This window comes from Luteibacter sp., from assembly GCF_051958795.1.
GTDB lineage: Bacteria > Pseudomonadota > Gammaproteobacteria > Xanthomonadales > Rhodanobacteraceae > Luteibacter.
The window spans coordinates 1-18,921 of sequence record NZ_JBQCFT010000374.1 but is presented as its reverse complement, the minus strand read 5'-3'; the positions used below and the strand labels follow the sequence as shown (position 1 = coordinate 18,921).

The window sequence follows — 18,921 nt, the reverse complement described above, 5'->3', positions numbered from 1 at the left end:
GAAGAGCCACAGGGCCTGTGGCGTCATCGCAAAAGATGTCGCCCACAGGGTGGGCTCCTACGGTGGTGCGTTAGCGGAGCTGCACGTCCCCGATAGCCCACATCGTCGCCGGCCCCGGCTTGCCGGTGATCACGATGCACAGGTCATGCGTGCCTTCGCGCTTCGGCAGGATGCCGTCGATGGTGGCCGGACCACCCTTGGCCTTCGCCAGCGGGATCGTGGTCAGCTTCGGGCCGTCGCAGGTGTCCTGGTGGATCTCGATCTCGCCATCGCGCGACTTCGCCTTGCGTGAGACGACGTTCGCGGCGTCCTTCCACAGCGCGTAGTTGTACGGGAGGCGGTTCACGCTGATCGCGACGCCATAGCGGCCGTCCAGCTTCACGCCCTTCCACATCCAGCACGTATCCATGATGTCCACCTTGTAGACCGGGCGGACGCCATCGACGAGCACGGGCGATTCGATGCGGATGGGCAGCCTGTCGTTGCAGGTGGCGAGCTGGTCGCTGCTACGGCGCAGCAGTGACTTCGCATCAATGGTGGACGCACGCGGGCCCGATACGCCAAACCCGTTGACGAAGGTGATCGCCTGCACCGTCGTCGGCAGCGTCACCTCGAACGGCGCGGTGTATTCCGGCGACTGCGCGGTCGGCGGCGTGCCGTCGGTGGAGTAACGGATCTTGCCGAAGCCGGTCTGGCTGGCGAGGGTAACGGTGGCCTTGTCGCTGCCGGCGGCCTGCGCATCGATCGCCACGGCGAACGCGCTGTCGGCCGGCATGATGCCGGCGGCGCGGTAGCGCGAGAACTGCGCGGGCAGGCGGGTGAGGAAGCCGTTCCAGTCCGGGATCGGGCTCCACGTGCGCTCCGCGACCGCGGCGACGCGCGGGAACAGCGCATGCTGCACGCGCTGCCAGTTCGGCTGGTACTCCGTGAACAGGGTGAGCTGCTCGCCGAGCACGTGGCTGGCCTTGTCGGCCGGGATACCCGGCGGCACCGGTTCGAACGTGTAGACGCTCTCGAGCGACTGGATGATCGGCCGCCCGGCCGGCTCGTCCGGCAGGGTGGACTGCAGGTAATCCATGTACAGGTTCGGCGAGGGAGCCATCACCACGTCATGGCCGGCGTTGGCGGCCTTGATCGCGCCCTTTGTCCCACGCCACGACATGACGGTGGCGCTGGCCGGCACCTTGCCATCGAGGATCTCATCCCAGCCGATCAGGCGGCGGTGGTGCTGTTCCAGGTAGTCGCCGATGCGCGCAACGAACCAGCCCTGCATCTTCTCTTCATCGTCGATGCCCAGCGACTTCATCTTCGCCTGCACCTTGGGCGAGTGCTCCCACTCGTCCTTGGCCGCCTCGTCGCCACCCACGTGGATGTACGTGGACGGGAATACCTCCATCACTTCGTCGAGCACATCCTCGAGGAAGGTAAAGGTGCCATCGTCGACGTTGAACAGCGCGGTGTTGACGCCCCAGTCGCCCGAGACGGTGTGCTTCTTGCCCGCCCCGAACTGCGGATAGGCGGCGACCGCAGCCTGGGCGTGGCCCGGCATTTCAATCTCCGGCACCACAGTGATGTGGCGCTCCGCGGCGTAGGCCACGATCTGCTTCGCCTCTTCCTTGGTGTAGAAGCCGCAGTAGGGTTTGTCCGCGCCGCCGGTCAGGGCGATATCCGGACCCACCGGCTTGCGGCACGAGGCCACTTCGGTGAGATTCGGGTACTTGTCGATCTGCAGGCGCCAGCCCTGGTCATCGGTGAGGTGCCAGTGGAAGGTGTTGAGCTTGTGCATCGCCATCTGGTCGAGCAGGTGTTCGATCTCGCTCACCGACTGGAAGTGGCGGCTGGAGTCGAGCATGAGGCCGCGCCATTCGAAGCGCGGCTTGTCCACGATATGCACGCCGGGCACGCCGTTCTGCGCGGCCGGGTCGGTGACGAGCTGCCACAGGGTCACCGCGCCATAGAACAGGCCGGTTTCATCGTTGGCGGCGATGCGCACGCCCTTGTCGTCCACATCCAGCGTGTACGCCTCGATGCCCTTCACCGAAGCCTCGGTGTGCAGCCAGATGGTGCCCGAGCCCGGCTTGCCCTCGACGATCGGCAGGGTGACGCCGCGCGCCTGGCGCAGCCAGCCCTGCAGCTGCCCGGCCACCTTCTTCGCCTGGGTATCCCCGGCGGCGGTGGCGATCTTCGTGGAGGCATCGATGCGGAAGAGGCCCGGCACACGGGCCAGCTGGGCGGGCATCGGTATCAGCGAGAGCGGCGTCGTATCGACGGGGGCGGTGTTCTGCCTCGGCTGGCTGGCACAGGCGGCAAGGCCCGTGGCCATGGCGAGGAGGAGGATACGGCGCATCGAGGACTCCATCGGGTTTAACGCGAGGGGTCGATTGTGTCCGTAATGACCCGGCAAAAAAAGCGGGCCCGGCAAGTTGATCGACGGGCCCGTGGGGAATGAAGCTTCGAGGGTTATGTGCGGCCATCCGTGGCCGCCAAGCCATGACGCAAACGCTTAGAGGTCGAAATGCACCGAAGCCATGTAACGGCGGCCGGTGGTGTACTTCGCGACCGGCAGCGAGGTGACGGTCAGGTACTGCTTGTACTTCTCGTTCGTCAGGTTCATGCCCGCGAGGGTGAACGAGACGTTCTTGTTGAGCTTCCAGCCCAGCGTGGCACCCAGGTCGCCGTAGTCGGCCGTGGTGGCCGGCGGCGCACCGGCGATGTAGCCGCCGGCGAGGTACTTGCTGCGCCAGTTGTACGTGACGCGGGCGCTGAACGGGCCCATTTCGTAGTACGGGCTGACCGAGTACGAGTTCTGCGAGTTGTACGGCAGCGAGCCACCCGCATCGAGCGTGCCCTTGGCATACGTGTAGCTGGCGGTGACGCCGAGGCCGGTATCCCAGAAAGCCTGCTGGTAGCTGATCGTGCCGCCACGGACCTTGCCCGAACCCGTGTTACGCGGGCGGCTGATCGAGTACGCGCAGAAGCCATCCGGCGTGCAGAGACCCTGCGCCACCTGGCGTGCGAACGTCGTCTGGTCGTTCACGATGCCGGAGTTGTAGAGGTTCTCCGGCGCGGAATCGACGACCACGTAGTTGTCGATCTGCTTCAGGAAGCCCGACACCGCGAGGTACGACTGCGGGGCGAAGTACCACTCAGCCGAAACCGAGTAATTCTTCGAGCTGTAGTCCTTCAGGTTCGGGTTGCCACCCGAGCCGGTCAGCACCGAGTCGTTGAGGAACAGGTTGTTCACCTGCATGTTGTACGGCGGACGCGCGATGACCTTGGCCGCGGCGGCGCGCAGCACGACGTCATCGGTCAGGTCATACGCGACGTTCAGGCTGGGCAGCCAGTTCTTCGTGGTGCGCGACGAGGTCTGCCACGAACCAGCCGGAGCCGGCAGGACCGGGGCGCCGCTGTAGTTGAAGCCGGTGCCGTCGGTCTTGGTATCGACGTAACGCACGCCGATGTTGCCGTGGAAGCCGCCGCCGGCGAAGTTCGCCTGCAGGTAGGCCGCGTTGGTCTTCTCGACGAGCTTGTACGTGCCGTTGAGGTACGTACCCGGGTCTTCGTTGCCACCGTTGGTGTTGCGCACCCAGTTGTACTGCGCTTCCTTGTCCGGCATGACGTGGTTGGCCGAACCATCCAGGCCATCCAGCGCGCCGAGCGTATCGGTGTAACCACCGAAGCCAAGGTCGGCAAGGTTGGTCGGCGCATTGCCGCCATACACGTGCGCGTTCATGCCTTCTTCGTGGCGGTTCCAGCGGTAACCGACGGCGATCTCGTTGATGAACGAGTCGAAGAACTTCGAGAAGTCGAGCTGGGCGTACGAATCACGCGCGTGCGCCGAGTACGAGCCGTAGTTGCCGGGCCAGCCGCCGAGGCCGTCCACGTCACCCATGTGCCAGTTGGCCGGATCGCGCGCGGCGGCCGGGCTGTCGAAGTTGAAGCCCTTGTTGATATCCCAGGTGTAACCACCGGCGTACACCGGCTCCATCACCGCCTGGGAGATGTTGTTGTTGATCGCCTTGCTGTAACCGGCGGCGCCGGCAAGCTGCCAGCCGTCACCGTGGAAGGTCGACTTCAGGTCATGGGCGACGGTACGCACCACCGACTTGCGGATGTTGCTGTCGAACGTGCCCTGCGCGATGGCCGGGCAGGTCGGATCGTCATTGCCGCAGACATGGCCGCCGGTGACCACGCCGTTCGGGCCCTGGTTGAAGCTGGTGACGTTACCCGGCGTCGCGCCGGTGAACGGGTACAGCGACTGGTTCCAGTTATCGAAGTTCTCGCGGACGAACAGGTTGTTGAACTCGACATCCCAGTTGTCCGTCGGGCGGACCTGGAAGCCAAGCGTCGCGGTATCGCGCTTGCGCTTCTGCTGGAACCACGCCGAGTTCACTTCATCGGGCACCTTCGCGTTCGGATCGAGCGAACCGTTGGCGATGCCGGCGGCCACGGCCGGGCTGGAGGCCCACTTCGAGACCGGGCTGTAGCTGAAGATCTCGAAGCCCTGGCGGTCGATCTTTTCCTCGTAGTGCTGCAGCGAGGCGATCATGCCGAAGGTGCTGGAGGCGTTCTTCCAGCTGTACAGCGCCGAGCCGGTCGGACGCGTGCCCGCGGTGCCCTGGTCGTTGTAGTTCAGGCCAAACGAGCCACGGATGGTGTTAGCCGGCAGGTCGAGCGGCTTCAGCGTGTGCAGGAGCACCGTACCGCCGAGGCTGCCTTCGGTCAGGCGGGCTTCCGGCGACTTGTAGACTTCCAGGCGGCCGACGATTTCCGGGGCCAGCATGGTGAAGTCGAAGCCACGGTTCGGCTGCGCGCCGTACTGCCACGGCGTCTGCGACACCGGCTGGCCGTTGAGGAACGTCAGGTTGAGGCTGGGATCGGTGCCGTCGATGGACACGCGGTCGCCCTGGCCGAACTGGCGGTCGATCGTGACGCCCGGCACCTGGGTCATCGCTTCGGCGACGTTGGTGTTCGGGAACTTGCCGATGTCTTCGGCCGTGACGGCTTCGACGATGGCATCGGCGTTGCGCTTGGTATCGAGCGACTTCTCGAGACTGGCGCGGATGCCGGTGACGGTGATGCCCTCGAGCTGGGCCGCCTTGGCGGCGTCAGCCTTCTGCTGGGCGGTCTGCGTGCGTGCCGGTTCCTGGGTCGACGCATCCTGCGCGGCGACGGTTCCGGTGATACAGCAGAGTCCGGCGATAATGCTCGCCGTGAGCAGGTTCCTACGATGCGACATGGTGTCCTCCCCTCAGAGGATGTAGCAACGGCGGGTTTCGCGACCGCGCCGCGCTTTCGTTGCTATCGAAGGGCCTTTCGGCCCGGTTTTTTACTGAGCCTGCGTTCCTTTCCCGCTCTTCAATGAGCAGTCGAACCGTGCAGGTAGAGACCGGCGGCACCGATCACACCCAACTGTCCGTGGTCCATCAGACGTACCGGCACTTGCTGGAGAAAGGCGCGCATGACGCCCTTGTTGAAAAACCTGTCTGCGAAGCTGCTGGCGGCGAGGTAATCGCGCACCTGGGGCAGGATCCCGCCGGCCAGGTACACGCCCCCGCGGGCGCCGTAAAGCAGGGCGAGATCGCCCACGAAGCTGCCGAGCAGGCCGCAGAAGACATCCAGTGCCTCGACCGCGGCGGGATCGTTCCCGGCGAGGGCGGCAGTGGTGACGGCGGACGGCTCGGCGAGCGTCGCGGGTGTCCCGCGCAGCGTCGAAATGGCTTGATAGAGGTTCAGGAGACCGGGGCCCGAAAGGGCGGTCTCGTAGGAAACGTAATCGCGGCTCTTCGCGAGCTCGGCGAGGATGGCGGCTTCACGCGGCGTGCCGGGAGCCAGCGAGATCTGGCCCGCTTCGGTCGGCAGCACGGTGGCGTGCGGCTTGCCCGGCAGCAGTACCGCCGAACCGAGGCCGGTGCCCGGGCCCATTACCAGGATCGGGCCGGCTGCGGGCGCCGCGGCGGTCTCGATGATGGCGGTGGTCTCGTGCTCACGCAGGAACTGGCAGGCGTAGGCGACCGCTTCGAAATCGTTGACGACGCCAAGGCCGGCCAGGTGCAGGCTTTCGCGGATATCGCCGATGGAGACGGGCCACGGGAGGTTTTCGTTGACGATCGCGTCGCCCAGCACGTAGCCGGCGCTGGCCACCGCGCAATGCTGCACGGCGAACTGGCCTTCGAGGTGGCCGACGAAATCCTTGAGCACGGCGGTCAGGCTCGGCCAGTCGGCGCAGGCGTAACGCTCGTAGCGCAGCACCTCGAAGGTGCCACCGGCCAGCTCGGGACGGACCAGGCCGATACGGGCATGCGTGCCGCCCACGTCGGCGGCGATGAACGCCTCCGCCCGTGTCGTGCGCACGGCTTCCCGCTTGTTCGCCTGTTCGACCACGCCTTGCCCCTTGTGTCCCTGAGACGCCGTCACATTAAGTTTCCGTGACGCCCTTGTTCCGGCGCAGTCTGTGAGCCGTATGACAACGTTGTCAACAGGACAAATGGCTAGGACAGGGAACATTCCATCGTGCGTCGCAACAGGAAACGTTTACGATCGATCGGCGATTCCCCGCGGACCTTGCCCCGCATGGCCTTACGGCGCGGTTTGCGCCCTGTGATCAGGCGCTTGCGGCGACGCGACATCGAAAGTCAGACTTTCACGCCGGTGGCCCGTGCCTGCCGCCGCTGCGCATTGACAACGTTGCGCGCACGAGTCATTAAAGGACAAATCCACGACGGATCCGGCGCGTGCCGCCACCGGATGCCGGTATCAAAACACCTGTCAGGGGAGCCACCCAATGTCGTCCACCACGGCCGCCGTCGGCGAGACGCGCCATTCGAGCGTCGGACCGATGATCATCATCGGCATCCTGTTTTTCATCTTCGGCTTCGTCACCTGGCTCAACGGCCCGCTGATCACCTTCGTGAAGCTGGCCTTTAACCTGGACGACGTCGGCGCGTTCCTGGTCCCTGGCGCGTTCTATCTGTCGTACTTTTTCCTCGCGCTGCCGGCCTCTTTCATCCTCAAGAAGACCGGCATGAAGAAGGGCATGGGCCTGGGCCTGTTCGTCATGGCGATCGGTGCGGCCACGTTCGGCCAGTTCGTCACCATGCGCGTTTATCCGGGCGCACTGACCGGCCTGTTCATCATCGGCGCCGGGCTTTCGCTGCTGCAGACCGCGTCCAACCCGTATATCTCGGTGCTCGGCCCGATCGATAGCGCCGCGCAACGCATCGCCTTCATGGGCATCTGCAACAAGGTCGCCGGCGCGCTAGCCCCGTTCGTGTTCGGCTGGGTGGTCATGAGCAACATCGGCGGCTTCGACAAGCAGATCGCCGCCGCGGGCTCGCCGGAAGAGAAGGAAGCGCTGCTCAACGCGTTCGCCGCGAAGGTGCACATGCCGTACCTCGCCATGGCCGGCCTGCTCGTGGTGCTCGCAATCTGGGTGGTGCGCTCCTCGCTGCCGGAGATCCGTGCCACCACCGATAACTCCGAACGCGCGATCGGCCACGCCAAGGGCGGCATCTTCAGCTTCCCGCACCTGTGGCTCGGCGTGCTCTGCCTGTTCGTGTACGTGGGCGTGGAAGTGATGGCGGGCGATGCCATCGGTACCTACGGCCAGGGCTTCGGCATGAGTCCGGAAGACACCAAGCATTTCACCTCGTACACGCTGATCGCCATGCTGGTCGGCTACGTCGCCGGCCTCGTGCTGATTCCCAAGGTGGTATCGCAGCAGAAGTACCTGGCGATCTCCGCGGTGCTCGGCGTGCTCTTCTCGATCGGCACCTATGTCACCACCGGCTACACGTCGGTGGCGTTCGTCGCCGCGCTTGGCTTCGCCAACGCCATGATGTGGCCGGCGATCTTCCCGCTGGCGATCAAGGGACTGGGCAGCGTGACCGAATTCGGCTCCGCCCTGCTGGTCATGGGTATCGTCGGCGGCGCGGCCATCCCGCAGCTGTTCGTCCACCTGAAGCAGGGGCACGACTTCCAGCTGGTGTTCCTGGCCATCATGGTGCCGTGCTACCTGTACATCCTTTACTACGGTGCGGCAGGCCATAAGGTTGGCCAGCACGCCAAGGGCTGATAACCCATCTTCGCCCGGTGACGGCCATCCGCTAGGATGGCCGTCCTGCTATCGAGGGTCGTGATTTGCGTAGCCCCACCATCAAGGACGTGGCCGAACGCGCGGGCGTGTCGCTGAAGACCGTTTCCCGCGTCATCAACCACGAACCCTCCGTGCATGCCAGGACCCGCGAGAAGGTACAGCGGGCCATCGAGGCGCTGGATTACCAGCCCGACCAGGCCGCGCGCAGCCTGCGCAGCTCGCGTACCTACGCGCTCGGGCTGGTCTACGACAACCCCAACGCCCATTACGTCATCGCCATGCAGAACGGCGTGCTCTCCGTGTGCCGCGAGCGCGGGTTCGGCCTGCAGATCCACCCCTGCGATTCCGGCGCGCCGCGCCTGGCGGAACAGCTGGGCGACCTGGTCCGGCGCAACCGTCTCGCTGGCCTGGTCCTGTGCCCGCCGATGTCCGAACAGCCGGGGCTGCTGGCATCGCTTACCGAGCAGAATGTTCCGTTCGTCCGGATCATCTCCGCGCGCCAGGATCCGAAGGATGGCTGGCCGTGCGTGTTCGTGGATGACCGCGACGCGGCGTACGCGATCACCGAGCACCTGATCCAGCTTGGCCACCAGCGCATCGGCTTCCTCTGGGGCGGCAAGGAGCATCGCTCCAGCCCCGAGCGCTACAAGGGCTACGAGGATGCCTTGCGCGAGTACGGTATCGAAGTCGATACCGCGCTCGTGGTCGAGGGCGACTATTCGTTCGACGATGGCTTCCGTGGCGCCCGCAAGCTGCTCGGCCTGCGCAACCCGCCGACCGCCATCTTCGGCTCCAACGACGAGATCGCCGCGGGCGTGCTCGCCGCCGCGCGTTCCGGTGGCGTCGACGTGCCGTGGGAGCTTTCCATCGCCGGCTTCGAGGACAGCCCGTTCTCCAAGCAATCGTGGCCCGCGCTGACCACCGCCCGGCAGAACACCGGCGACATCGGCCGCCACGCCGCACAGCGCCTGATCGCGGAGATCGAACGCGACAACGGCGCCCCCGCCATCGACAACGAAGGCTTCAGCCCCGACCTGGTCGTGCGCGGCTCGACGGCACCCCGCCGCCTCTGATCACCGATCCCTCCGTAGGAGCCCACCCTGTGGGCGACGCCGTTCGCAGAAGAGCCGCAGGATCGGGGCCGGACTCGCGCAAGATGTCGCCCACAGGGTGGGCTCCTACGACAGGGTCTTAACGACCCGCTTGTTATTATCCGGTTGATATCCACGGCGCACCGACTGGTGCTTAAGGTCTGGATACCCCGCGTGTCCCCCTTTGCGGACCGCGCCGAGCGCCGCGTTTCGCGTTGCGCATCCCTTATCCCCAGGACGGTTGGCCCCGGCCACGCTGTTGCGTGCCTGCACGTCCGCGAGAAACAGGAGCACGCACGATGCAGGAGACTGCCGGGCACGACGCCCACTTCGGTTGGTTCACCCGCCGCCGCAAACACCTCAAGCCCGATGACCTCACCATCGTCGACGAATCCATGCTGAAGCGCGCCGTCGGTGCCGCTGCGCTGGGTAACGCGATGGAATGGTTCGACTTCGGTGTATACGGCTACCTCGCCGTTACGCTGGGCCATGTGTTCTTCCCGGGCAGCAGCCCGACGGCGCAGGTGATCGCGACCTTCGCGACGTTCACCGTCGCCTTTCTCGTGCGACCCATCGGCGGCATCGTGTTCGGCCCGCTGGGTGACCGCTTTGGGCGCCAGCGCGTGCTGGCGGCCACGATGATCATGATGGCGATGGGCACGTTCGCCATTGGCCTGATTCCCAGCTACGAGCGCATCGGCTTGTGGGCTCCGGCGCTGTTGTTGCTCGCGCGACTGCTGCAGGGCTTCTCCACGGGTGGAGAATACGGCGGCGCGGCTACCTTTATCGCCGAGTACTCGACCGATGCGCGCCGTGGGCAGATGGGCAGCTGGCTGGAGTTCGGCACGCTTGGCGGCTACATCGCCGGCGCCGGGCTCGTCACCGCGTTGAGCATGTGGCTGGGCGCGCAGGATATGCAGGCATGGGGCTGGCGCGTGCCGTTCCTCATCGCCGGTCCCCTGGGCCTGCTCGGCCTGTACATGCGCATGAAGCTGGAAGAGACGCCCGCGTTCAAGGCGCATGCCGAGGCGATGGAAGCCGCGGGTGAAACACCGCGGATCGGCCTGCTCGAGCTGGTGTCGGTGCACGGTACGCAGCTGCTGAAGTGCATCGGCCTGGTGCTGGTGTTCAACGTCACCGACTACATGCTGCTCACGTACATGCCGAGCTACCTCACGGTGACGCTGGGCTACAGCGAAGCGAAGGGCCTGCTGCTGATCCTGATCGTGATGCTGGTGATGATGCCTCTGAACGTGGTCGGTGGCCGTTTCAGCGATCGCTTCGGTCGGCGGCCCATGATCATCGGTGCGTGCGCGGCGATGTTCGTGCTTGCGATCCCGTGCATGCTGCTCGTGGGCACCGGCAATGATGCGTGGATCTTCACCGGCCTGATGCTGCTCGGCGTGGCGCTCGTCTGCTTCACCAGCACGATGCCTTCGACGCTGCCTGCGCTGTTCTACACACCGGTGCGCTATAGCGCGCTGTCGATCGCGTTCAATGTCTCGGTATCGCTGTTCGGCGGCACGACGCCGCTGGTCACCGCGTGGCTGGTCGAACGCACGGGCGACCCGATGGTGCCGGCGTATTACCTGATGGGCGCGGCGGTGATCGGCATCGTCACCATGCTGTTCGTCACCGAAACCGCCGGCCTGCCGTTGCGCGGCTCGCCGCCCGCCGTGGCCGACCATGCCGAAGCGAAGGAGCTGCTCGCGAGCGATGCGCCACTGACCGTCGACGAGACGCTGCCGGCGTTGCCGGAAGACACCGCGAGCGATCCGACGCCGGCCTAGCTTGCTGTCTTTGAATCGGTTCATTCGCTGGGGCGAATGCGTGTGCTGAGCGGCTTGCGCCGCCTTAAGCTGGATGGTCGCTGGGGTCGGGAGCGGTCAGGCCCTGGTGCAATGAGGCGAACGGCGTCGCGCGCAGGGCGCGCTCCTACGGGCGAGCGGCTGACGTAGCGCGCTCTCCCATCGTGAACCTCATCGCTTGAGGCGCGGGTGGGCAGGCCCTTGGGGCCGACATGAGCGGAGGGCCGCGTGGCCTGTCGATTTTCGCGAGAGAGGCGCTACGGCCCGGTCCGAAGGTCCGCGCCTGGCGGCCCCAAGGGCCTGCCCACCCGCAGCTTCCTCCACCGATCCAAGGCGAGGCGGCGTAAGCCGCTGGTCACATGCATTCGCGCCAGCGAATGAACCGATTCGAAGGCGCGGCACGTCACTCGTCCGCCGAAAGGCGCGCAAAACTCAAGATACGCCCCGCGATCAAAGCCCGTGGATGCCCGCGCGGCCTCGCAGGATCGTCGCCAGCACGTCCGGTGCCACGTCGAACGAGTCGTAGAACAGCCGGTCCTCGGGCAGGTTCGCCTCGAGGAACAGGTCACGGCCCGCCGCGATCATCGCGGGCGGGCCGCTCATGTACAGGTCGAAGCCCGACAGGTCGGGATGATCCGCGAGCAAGGCCTCGTGGACGAGGCCCTCGCGCAGGCCGGCCGCGCGCGCCGCGTCCGGATCCGATAGCACCGGCGTGAACGTGATGGTCGGCACCGCCGCCACCCAGCTCCGTGCGAGCTCGGCGAGATAAAGGTCGTCTTCGTTGCGCACGCCCCAGTACAGGTGCATCGGGCGACGCGAGCCCAGCGCGATGAAGTGCTCGACCACGGCCTTCACCGGGGCGAACCCGGTGCCGCCGGCCATGAAAAGCATGGGCCGCTCCGAGTCCTCGCGCGGCACGAAGGTGCCCAGCGGCGCCTCGATCTGCAGGCGGTCACCCACCTTCAGCGAATCATTGACCCAGGAGGTGAAACCACCGCCGGGCACATGGCGCACGTGCAGTTCCACCAGGCCATCCGGCCGCGGGCCGCTGGCGATGGAGAAGGGGCGGTGCTTGCCGTTCTCGAGTACCACGTCCAGGTACTGGCCGGGGAGCCAGCGCAGGGGCTCGTCATCGAGCGGGCGCAGCCACACGCCGACCACGTCCGGCGCGAGCATGCGCCGTTCCGCCACCTCGGTTTCCACGCGCCGGTGCGGGATGTCCTCCACCGACGCGATCTCGCGCGCCTGGATGGCGATATCGCCACAGGGCACGGCCTGGCACATCAGGATGCCGTGGTGCGCACGCGCCGACGCCGATAGACCCACCGGCGGGTTGTACGGATAGGCGCAGGTCCCTTCCACCAGGGTGGCCTTGCAGCTGCCGCACACACCGCCACGGCACGAGTACGGGAGGGCGATTCCCGCGCGCTGGGCAGCTTCGAGGATGGTTTCGTCGGCACCGGCTTCGAAACGCTTGCCGGAGGCGATCAGGGTTACGGTAGGCACCCGCCCATTGTAGGACAATGAGCGCTTTCCCATCGGAACGCGCCGACCATGGCTATCTGGAAGCATCCGCTCGACCTTGACCGCATCAACGGCTGGAGCCGGAACACCATGATGGAGACGCTGGATATCCGCTTCACCGCCTTCGGCGACGACTGGCTGCGCGGGACCATGCCGGTCGACCACCGCACCCAGCAGCCGTTCGGCCTGCTGCACGGCGGCGCCTCGGTGGTGCTGGCGGAGACCCTCGGCAGTTCGGCCGCGCTGCTCACGCTCGACGTGGAGAAGGAAATCGCGGTCGGCCTGGATATCAACGCCAACCACATCCGTGGCGTGCGCGGGGGCATCGTCACCGGCACGGCGAAGGCGGTGCACCTGGGCCGGACCACCCAGGTCTGGGAAATCCGCATCGAGGAAGAGACCGGCAAGCTGGTCTGCCTGTCGCGACTCACGATGGCGGTCATCCCGTCGCCGGGCGGTGCCCCGGGGAACCTGCGCTCGTGAGCCATGCGGCTCCGTACGAGGCGCTGTCGCCCGATTTGGTGCTGGCCGCGGTGGACGCGGCGGGTACCTGGAGCGACGGCCGCCTGCTCACGCTGAACAGCTACGAAAACCGGGTGTTCCAGGTCGGGCTCGAGGACGGCGGCTTCGTCGTCGCGAAGTTCTACCGCCCGGGGCGCTGGAGCGATGCGGCGATCGGCGAAGAGCATGCGTTCGCGCTGGAGCTCGAGGCGGCCGAGATCCCGGTCGTCGCGCCGCTCGTGTTCGAAGGGCGGACCATGCTCCGCCACGAAGGCTTCCGTTACTCGCTCTACCCACGCCGTGGCGGCCGTGCGCCGTCGCTGGAATCGGCCGACCAGCTCGAATGGCTGGGCCGCCTGCTCGGCCGCCTGCATGCCGTCGGCGCGCGCGAACCGTTCCACCACCGCGCGACGCTGGACCGCGCCAGCATGATCGACGCACCGGCGCGCGCCGCGCTCGGTTCCGACCTGCTACCGGCGCACCTGTTCGATGCGTATCGCGAGGCGGTCATGCGCGTGGACGATGCGGTATCGGCCCGCTTCGAAGCGGTGGGCCCGGTGCGTCGCCTCCGACTGCACGGCGATTGCCACCCGGGAAACGTGCTGTGGACCGATGCCGGCCCGCATTTCGTCGACCTGGACGATGCGCGCATGGGCCCCGCGGTGCAGGACCTGTGGATGCTGGCCTCCGACGACAGCCTGTTCGACGCGCTGCTCGAAGGCTACGAGCAGTTCCGCGATTTCGACCCGATGGAACGGGCGCTGGTGCCCGCCCTGCGCGCGATGCGCCAGGTGCACTACGCCGGCTGGATCGCCGAGCGCTGGCACGATCCGGCCTTCCCCGCCGCCTTCCCGTTCGCCGCCGAGGCGCGCTGGTGGGAACAGCACATCACCGACCTGCACGAAGCCGCCGAAGGACTCTGAACGAGCCGTTCGGCCTGATACGCGAGCGGGCCGCCATAATGCGCCGTCCGCCACCCGGGAGTTCGCATGCATTCGTTCCTCACCCGCATCATCGCCGTGTTCGAGATCGCCGGCGGCCTGTATGGCCTGGTGCACCAGGTCGGCCACCTGCTGGGCTCGCGCATGTCGGGTCTGGATGCGCTCGCCACCGTGCTCGGCGTGCTCCTGTTCGCCTTCATCCTCGTGGCCGGCGTGCTGCTGGCGAGCAACGACGGTCGCGGCACCCAGCTTTCGATCTGGGCGCAGTTCCTGCAGGCACCGCTGATCGCCACCTCGTTCTTCAGCTACGCGCTCTCGTCGGGCGCCTACGCCAACCTTTCCATGACGATCCAGCGCTCGCCCCGCCTCGGTTTCGACTGGGCCATCGCCGAGCACGGCTGGCTGTTCGCCCTGGGCGGCCCCTCGTCGCCGCACCTCGGTATCAACCTGCTGGCGCTCGCCTCCTGGCTCGTCCTGCGCTTCGGCCGCTAAGGGCCGGTATCATGCGCGTATGAATACCCCTGCATTGCCCCAGATCCAGCTCAAGTCCGATCGCGTCCCCGGCCACCCGTGGGTGTGGTCCGCCCAGATCGTCAAACCCGCCGAGCGGATCCCGCCCGGCAGCGTCGTCGACGTGGTCGACGCGAAAGGCCGCTTCGTCGGCCGCGGCTTCTGGAACGGCCACGCACGCGTGGCCCTGCGCCTGCTCACCACCGCGCCGGACGAGGCGATCGACAACGCCTGGATCGCAGCCCGACTCGAGCGCGCCGTCGGCCTGCGCCGTGAGTTGCTGAAGCTCGACGAGGTGAGCGACGCGTGGCGCGTGGTGCACAGCGAGGGCGATGGCCTCTCGGGTCTCGTCGTGGACCGCTACGCGAACCACCTGGTGGTGGAGTATTTCGCGGCCGGCATGTGGCGCTTCCGCGACACGATCCATGCGGAGCTGCAGAAGCACTTCCCGGGCGCGTCGCTGTACTGGTTCGCCGAGCAGCACGTGCAGCGCCAGGAATCGTTCGACGTGCGCTCGAACGAGGCGCCCGCCGCGGTCGATGTCCACGAGCACGGGCTCGCCTTCCACGCCGCGCCCGGCCTGGGCCACAAGACTGGCTTCTTCGCCGACCAGCGCGATAACCGCGCCCGTTTCGCCAGGCTCGCGCGCGGCCGCCGCGTGCTGGACCTGTGCTGCAATGCCGGCGGCTTCGCCGTGCATGCGATGAAGGCGGGAGCACTGGAAGCCACGGGTGTCGACGCGGACGCCGCGATCCTGGACGTCGCCCGTGAGAACGCCCGCATGAACGGTGTCGAGGCGAAGTTCGAACAGGGCGACGTCTTCGAGTGGCTGCGTGCGGCGATCGCCCGCGGTGAGACCTGGGACGCGGTCGTGCTCGATCCGCCCAAGCTCACCCGCGACCGCAACCAGGTCGTCAATGCGCTGAAGAAATACTTCGCCATGAACCGCACCGCGCTCGACGTGCTCGCACCGGGCGGCATCCTGCTCACCTGCTCGTGCACCGGCCTGGTGGGTGAGGACGATTTCCTCGAGATGATCCGTCGCGTGGCGCTGAATGCCGGGCGCGACATCCAGGTGCTGCACGTGGATGGTGCCGGTGCCGATCATCCGGTCGCCAGCAACGTCCCTGAGAACCGTTACCTCAAGGCCGTGTTCTGCCGGGTCGGCTGATACCTGACGAGGCGTTCACCGCGCCTTGATCGCGGGCCGGCACACACTGCCGGCCATGTCCCGGAACCCTCCTGCCAACGCCCTCGTGGTGGCCAGTGACGAGCGGGCCCACGCGAAGGCGGCGGGCCTCGTCTATGTGTGCGATACCACCGACGGCCTGACCCGTTGCAAGCGCGGCAAGCAGTTCCACTACTTCGGCATCGATGGCAAGCGCGTCACGGACGAGGAGACGCTGCAGCGGATCCGTTCCCTGGCGATCCCGCCGGCGTATACCCAGGTGTGGATCTGCGCCAACCCGCGCGGCCACCTGCAGGCCACCGGCCGCGACGCCCGGGCCCGCAAGCAGTACCGCTACCACCCGCGCTGGCGCAGCCAGCGCGACCAGGGCAAGTTCACCCGGATCGTGGCGTTTGGCGAAGCGCTGCCCGCCCTGCGCCGGCGCCTGCGCAAGGACCTCGCCCTGCCCGGCCTGCCGCGCGAAAAGGTACTGGCGCTGGTGGTGAGCCTTCTCGAGGAAACCATGATCCGGGTCGGCAACGATGCCTACGCCCGGCAGAACCACTCGTTCGGGCTGACGACGCTGCGCTCCCGGCACATCGCCGTGCGACGTGATCGCATCGAATTCCACTTCCGCGGCAAGAGTGGCCAGGCGCACGACATCGTGCTGGATGATCGCAAGCTGGTGAAGGCGGTGCGTCGCGTGCAGGAGCTGCCAGGGCAGCGCCTGTTCCAGTACGTGGACGACGACGGACAGCGCCAGCCGGTCGATTCCGGCATGGTCAACGATTACCTGCGCGAGGTCACCGGTGGCGAATTCACCGCCAAGGATTTCCGCACCTGGGGCGGCACGGTGCATGCCGTCGCGGTGCTGGCAGCGACCGCTTTCCCGGACGAGGGAGGTGAGCGCGCCGTGAAAGCCACGCTCGCGCAGGCGGTGAAGGATGTCGCGGCCGTGCTCGGCAACACGCCGGCAGTGTGCCGTGCCTCGTACATCCACCCGGAGGTTTTCACCGGCTGGATGGACGGCGAGTTGCAGCGCCGGGTGCCCGAGGCATCGATCCGCCACCCGCGGAAATTGGAAACGCTGACCCTCGCTTTCCTCCGTCGGCGCCTGCGCGTAACGAAGCGCTCCCCATGACGCAAATGGACGGCTATAGTGCGCGCACGGGGTTCGCGTTTGATCTTGCAGGGGTTGTGTTGACGATGTGGCGGTGGCGTGTGATTCCCGTACTGGCCCTTGGGCTGGCCAGTGGCCCCGTGGGCGCGCAGGCCGTGCCCGCCGCGCCCCCGCTTGCGCCTGTCGATGCGCAGACCCACCGAGGCGTGGTCGACGATACCTGGATCATCGCGCCGCGCCGGCTCGCCGATGCCACGCTCGAGGCCGTGAAGAACTACGCGGATGAAGGCGATATCGCTGCCGGTGTTTCCCTGCGTTACGGGGTCGACAACGCCGAGTGGATCATCGCGGACGTTTTCATCTACCCCGCCGGCCAGGGCGACGAGCCGAAGATGCTTGCCCAGGCCGTGCAGGACTTCCGCGAGTCGGTGGCCTTTGCCGAACGCCAGGAGATCTACCGGAATGTCTGGTGGGGCGACGAGTCGGCCTACACGGCGAAGCTATCCGGCGGCCGCAAGCAGGAGGGCCGCTTCCTGCCCATCGTGTTCGATGCCCAGCGTGACATGCTCACCTCGCGCACCTACCTGTTCTACCGGAAGATGTACTTCGTCAAGGTGCGCCTGAGCACGACCGTTGAGGCGGTGGATTCGCTCACCGAGAACGCCGACAAGTTCATCGCCAGCCTGCTCGATGGCATCGACATCGTCAGCGTCGGTACCTGCGGCCGCAAGCTGGACATCGTCGCGCTGGATGGTAGCCAGACCGTGCCGGCGGGCATGAGCGACGGGGTGAGCGCGGATGGCTACCGCGTGGCGCTGAAGGCGACGAAAGCCGGCACGCCCGTGTATGGAGCGCAAAGCGCAAAGACCCTGGCGCTGGCGCTGAAGCGGCAGGTCGCCACCGGCTGCACGTCGTTGCAGTACAACCCGCCACTGGAAGACGATAACCGCACGGTGCTGCACCTCCAGTTCGGGCCCGACGACTGGGGCGCGACCTCGCGGCCGACGAACTGAAGCGGCCGGGACGCGTCCCACGCCCCGGCCGCTGCCGGGCAGGATCCGGATGCACACCCCTATCCGTGGGTGACATGCCAGGCTGCGACGACCCGCACATGATGCAGGTTGCCCACGTAGCTGGATATGGAAGGATTCTGAAAAATGCGGCGAATTAGCGCGGCACGAAATCGTCGAGCGTCACCGTCACCTTCCTTCCGTTCACCATGCCGAGTACCACGCGATCGCCCTCCTTCGCGTGATCGAACCGGTCACGCAGCCCCCAGTTGCCGAGCTTCGCCGCAGGTATGCCATCGATGCTGGTGATCGCATCGCCGGCACGGATACCGGCCTTCCATGCCGGCCCGCCGGTGATGACACCGGACACCGTGAACCGATCGGCCGCATCCTCCTTGCGTCCTGCGCGCATGCCGGGATCGGTGTTCTGTACCGGAGGGCTGCCAGCGCGCGGCGCGAGATACAGCATGCCGCGCCGGTAGTCGATGCCGACAAGGAAACGCGAGAGCACGTCCTGCCCCACGTTGCCCGCTTCGGATACGTTCGCCGTGGCGCCCGCATCAGGCGGCGTGAGTTGCGCGAGATGCCCGGGGATGGAGACCGCGCCGAGCTCAAAGCCGCGGGCATGCGCGATGCGTGAAACAAACGGGCCGCCGACACCGCCCCCGCCTGCCAGCGCGTAACCCTTGCGATAGCGCTCGGCAAGGCCGTTGCGTTCGACCCATTGCGGGAAGATCAGCAGGTAGCCGCTGTTCCCGGTGTCGATGCCGAAGATTCCGGGCTTTCCATCCAGCATGCCTTCCACCAACGGCATGTCGAAGGTGAAACGCAGCGGCAACGCCTGCCCTGCCCCCGGCGCGGGCGTGGCGAGATCGAAGGGTGCCAGCGAGAGCTGGCCACGGTCGTAGTCGAAGGTCACCGCGAAGCGCTCGAAGACTTCGAGGCCGAGGATGCCCGCCACGGGCTCGCGATCGCCGCGATCCGAAAAGCCGAAGCCGAATGGCATGACCAGGAAGGTCTGGTCGCGGATGTCCGCTTCGCCCATGGCGAGGCTCTCCACCCGCGCGTACGCGATGGACATGGAGCCCGGACCCGAACCCGTGCTCACGCCCTTGCCCTGGCCCTTGATGCCGAGCATCGCGGCGGTCTTTTC

General features: G+C 66.8%; 14 protein-coding genes. 9 read left to right on the top strand and 5 right to left on the bottom strand.

The genetic code is table 11. From position 1 onward, the window contains the following. Positions 1–70 precede the first annotated feature (70 nt). The 3 genes from ACTHLF_RS20000 to glk all read right to left on the bottom strand — a co-directional run bounded on the left by ACTHLF_RS20000 (position 71) and on the right by glk (position 6,384). Positions 71–2,347: a family 20 glycosylhydrolase gene (locus ACTHLF_RS20000; protein ID WP_440329796.1), complete on the bottom strand. Its 2,277-nt coding sequence runs from the start codon at positions 2,345–2,347 to the stop codon at positions 71–73. A gap of 156 nt (positions 2,348–2,503) precedes the next feature. Further along, positions 2,504–5,239 carry a TonB-dependent receptor gene (locus ACTHLF_RS19995; protein WP_440329794.1) on the bottom strand — a complete coding sequence of 912 codons (2,736 nt, stop codon included), beginning with the start codon at positions 5,237–5,239 and terminating at the stop codon, positions 2,504–2,506. Between the two features lie 119 nt (positions 5,240–5,358). Next, on the bottom strand, positions 5,359–6,384 hold the full coding sequence (glk, locus tag ACTHLF_RS19990; RefSeq protein ID WP_440329803.1) for a glucokinase: 1,026 nt from the start codon (positions 6,382–6,384) through the stop codon (positions 5,359–5,361). Between the two features lie 400 nt (positions 6,385–6,784). Between glk and ACTHLF_RS19985 the strand changes: the two genes are divergently transcribed. The 3 genes from ACTHLF_RS19985 (at position 6,785) to proP (ending at position 10,976) form a co-directional block, all read left to right on the top strand. Beyond that, positions 6,785–8,074 (top strand): sugar MFS transporter, encoded by a 1,290-nt coding sequence (locus tag ACTHLF_RS19985; RefSeq protein WP_440329792.1) that lies wholly within the window; start codon positions 6,785–6,787, stop codon positions 8,072–8,074. A 65-nt stretch (positions 8,075–8,139) separates the two neighbouring features. After that, the gene (locus tag ACTHLF_RS19980; RefSeq protein ID WP_440329790.1) at positions 8,140–9,168 is read left to right on the top strand and encodes a LacI family DNA-binding transcriptional regulator; all 1,029 of its coding nucleotides are present in this window, start codon (positions 8,140–8,142) and stop codon (positions 9,166–9,168) included. Positions 9,169–9,485: 317 nt separating this feature from the next. Further along, complete coding sequence (proP, locus tag ACTHLF_RS19975) at positions 9,486–10,976, top strand: glycine betaine/L-proline transporter ProP (protein WP_440329788.1); 1,491 nt, start codon at positions 9,486–9,488, stop codon at positions 10,974–10,976. Between the two features lie 468 nt (positions 10,977–11,444). Here the strand turns inward: proP and ACTHLF_RS19970 are convergent, their stop codons facing one another. After that, positions 11,445–12,500, bottom strand: a complete 1,056-nt coding sequence (locus tag ACTHLF_RS19970) for a 2Fe-2S iron-sulfur cluster-binding protein (protein ID WP_440329785.1) — start codon at positions 12,498–12,500, stop codon at positions 11,445–11,447. 48 nt (positions 12,501–12,548) lie between these two features. On the opposite strand from ACTHLF_RS19970, the gene ACTHLF_RS19965 reads away from it, so the two are divergent. From ACTHLF_RS19965 to ACTHLF_RS19940, 6 genes are all read left to right on the top strand, one after another. Beyond that, the gene (locus tag ACTHLF_RS19965; protein ID WP_440329783.1) at positions 12,549–13,001 is read left to right on the top strand and encodes a hotdog fold thioesterase; all 453 of its coding nucleotides are present in this window, start codon (positions 12,549–12,551) and stop codon (positions 12,999–13,001) included. Next, the gene (locus ACTHLF_RS19960) at positions 12,998–13,942 is read left to right on the top strand and encodes a serine/threonine protein kinase (protein ID WP_440329782.1); all 945 of its coding nucleotides are present in this window, start codon (positions 12,998–13,000) and stop codon (positions 13,940–13,942) included. The genes ACTHLF_RS19965 and ACTHLF_RS19960 overlap by 4 nt, the downstream gene beginning before the upstream one ends. Before the next feature lie 66 nt (positions 13,943–14,008). Next, positions 14,009–14,452, top strand: a complete 444-nt coding sequence (locus ACTHLF_RS19955) for a hypothetical protein (protein ID WP_440329780.1) — start codon at positions 14,009–14,011, stop codon at positions 14,450–14,452. A 19-nt stretch (positions 14,453–14,471) separates the two neighbouring features. Continuing rightward, positions 14,472–15,641: a class I SAM-dependent rRNA methyltransferase gene (locus ACTHLF_RS19950; RefSeq protein ID WP_440329778.1), complete on the top strand. Its 1,170-nt coding sequence runs from the start codon at positions 14,472–14,474 to the stop codon at positions 15,639–15,641. 55 nt (positions 15,642–15,696) lie between these two features. After that, positions 15,697–16,779 (top strand): DNA topoisomerase IB, encoded by a 1,083-nt coding sequence (locus ACTHLF_RS19945; protein ID WP_440329776.1) that lies wholly within the window; start codon positions 15,697–15,699, stop codon positions 16,777–16,779. Between the two features lie 80 nt (positions 16,780–16,859). Then, positions 16,860–17,771 (top strand): hypothetical protein, encoded by a 912-nt coding sequence (locus tag ACTHLF_RS19940; RefSeq protein ID WP_440329774.1) that lies wholly within the window; start codon positions 16,860–16,862, stop codon positions 17,769–17,771. 154 nt (positions 17,772–17,925) lie between these two features. On the opposite strand, the gene ACTHLF_RS19935 is transcribed toward ACTHLF_RS19940, so the two are convergent. Next, positions 17,926–18,921 (bottom strand): PDZ domain-containing protein (locus ACTHLF_RS19935; RefSeq protein WP_440329772.1); only part of this gene is annotated, 996 nt, incomplete at its 5' end.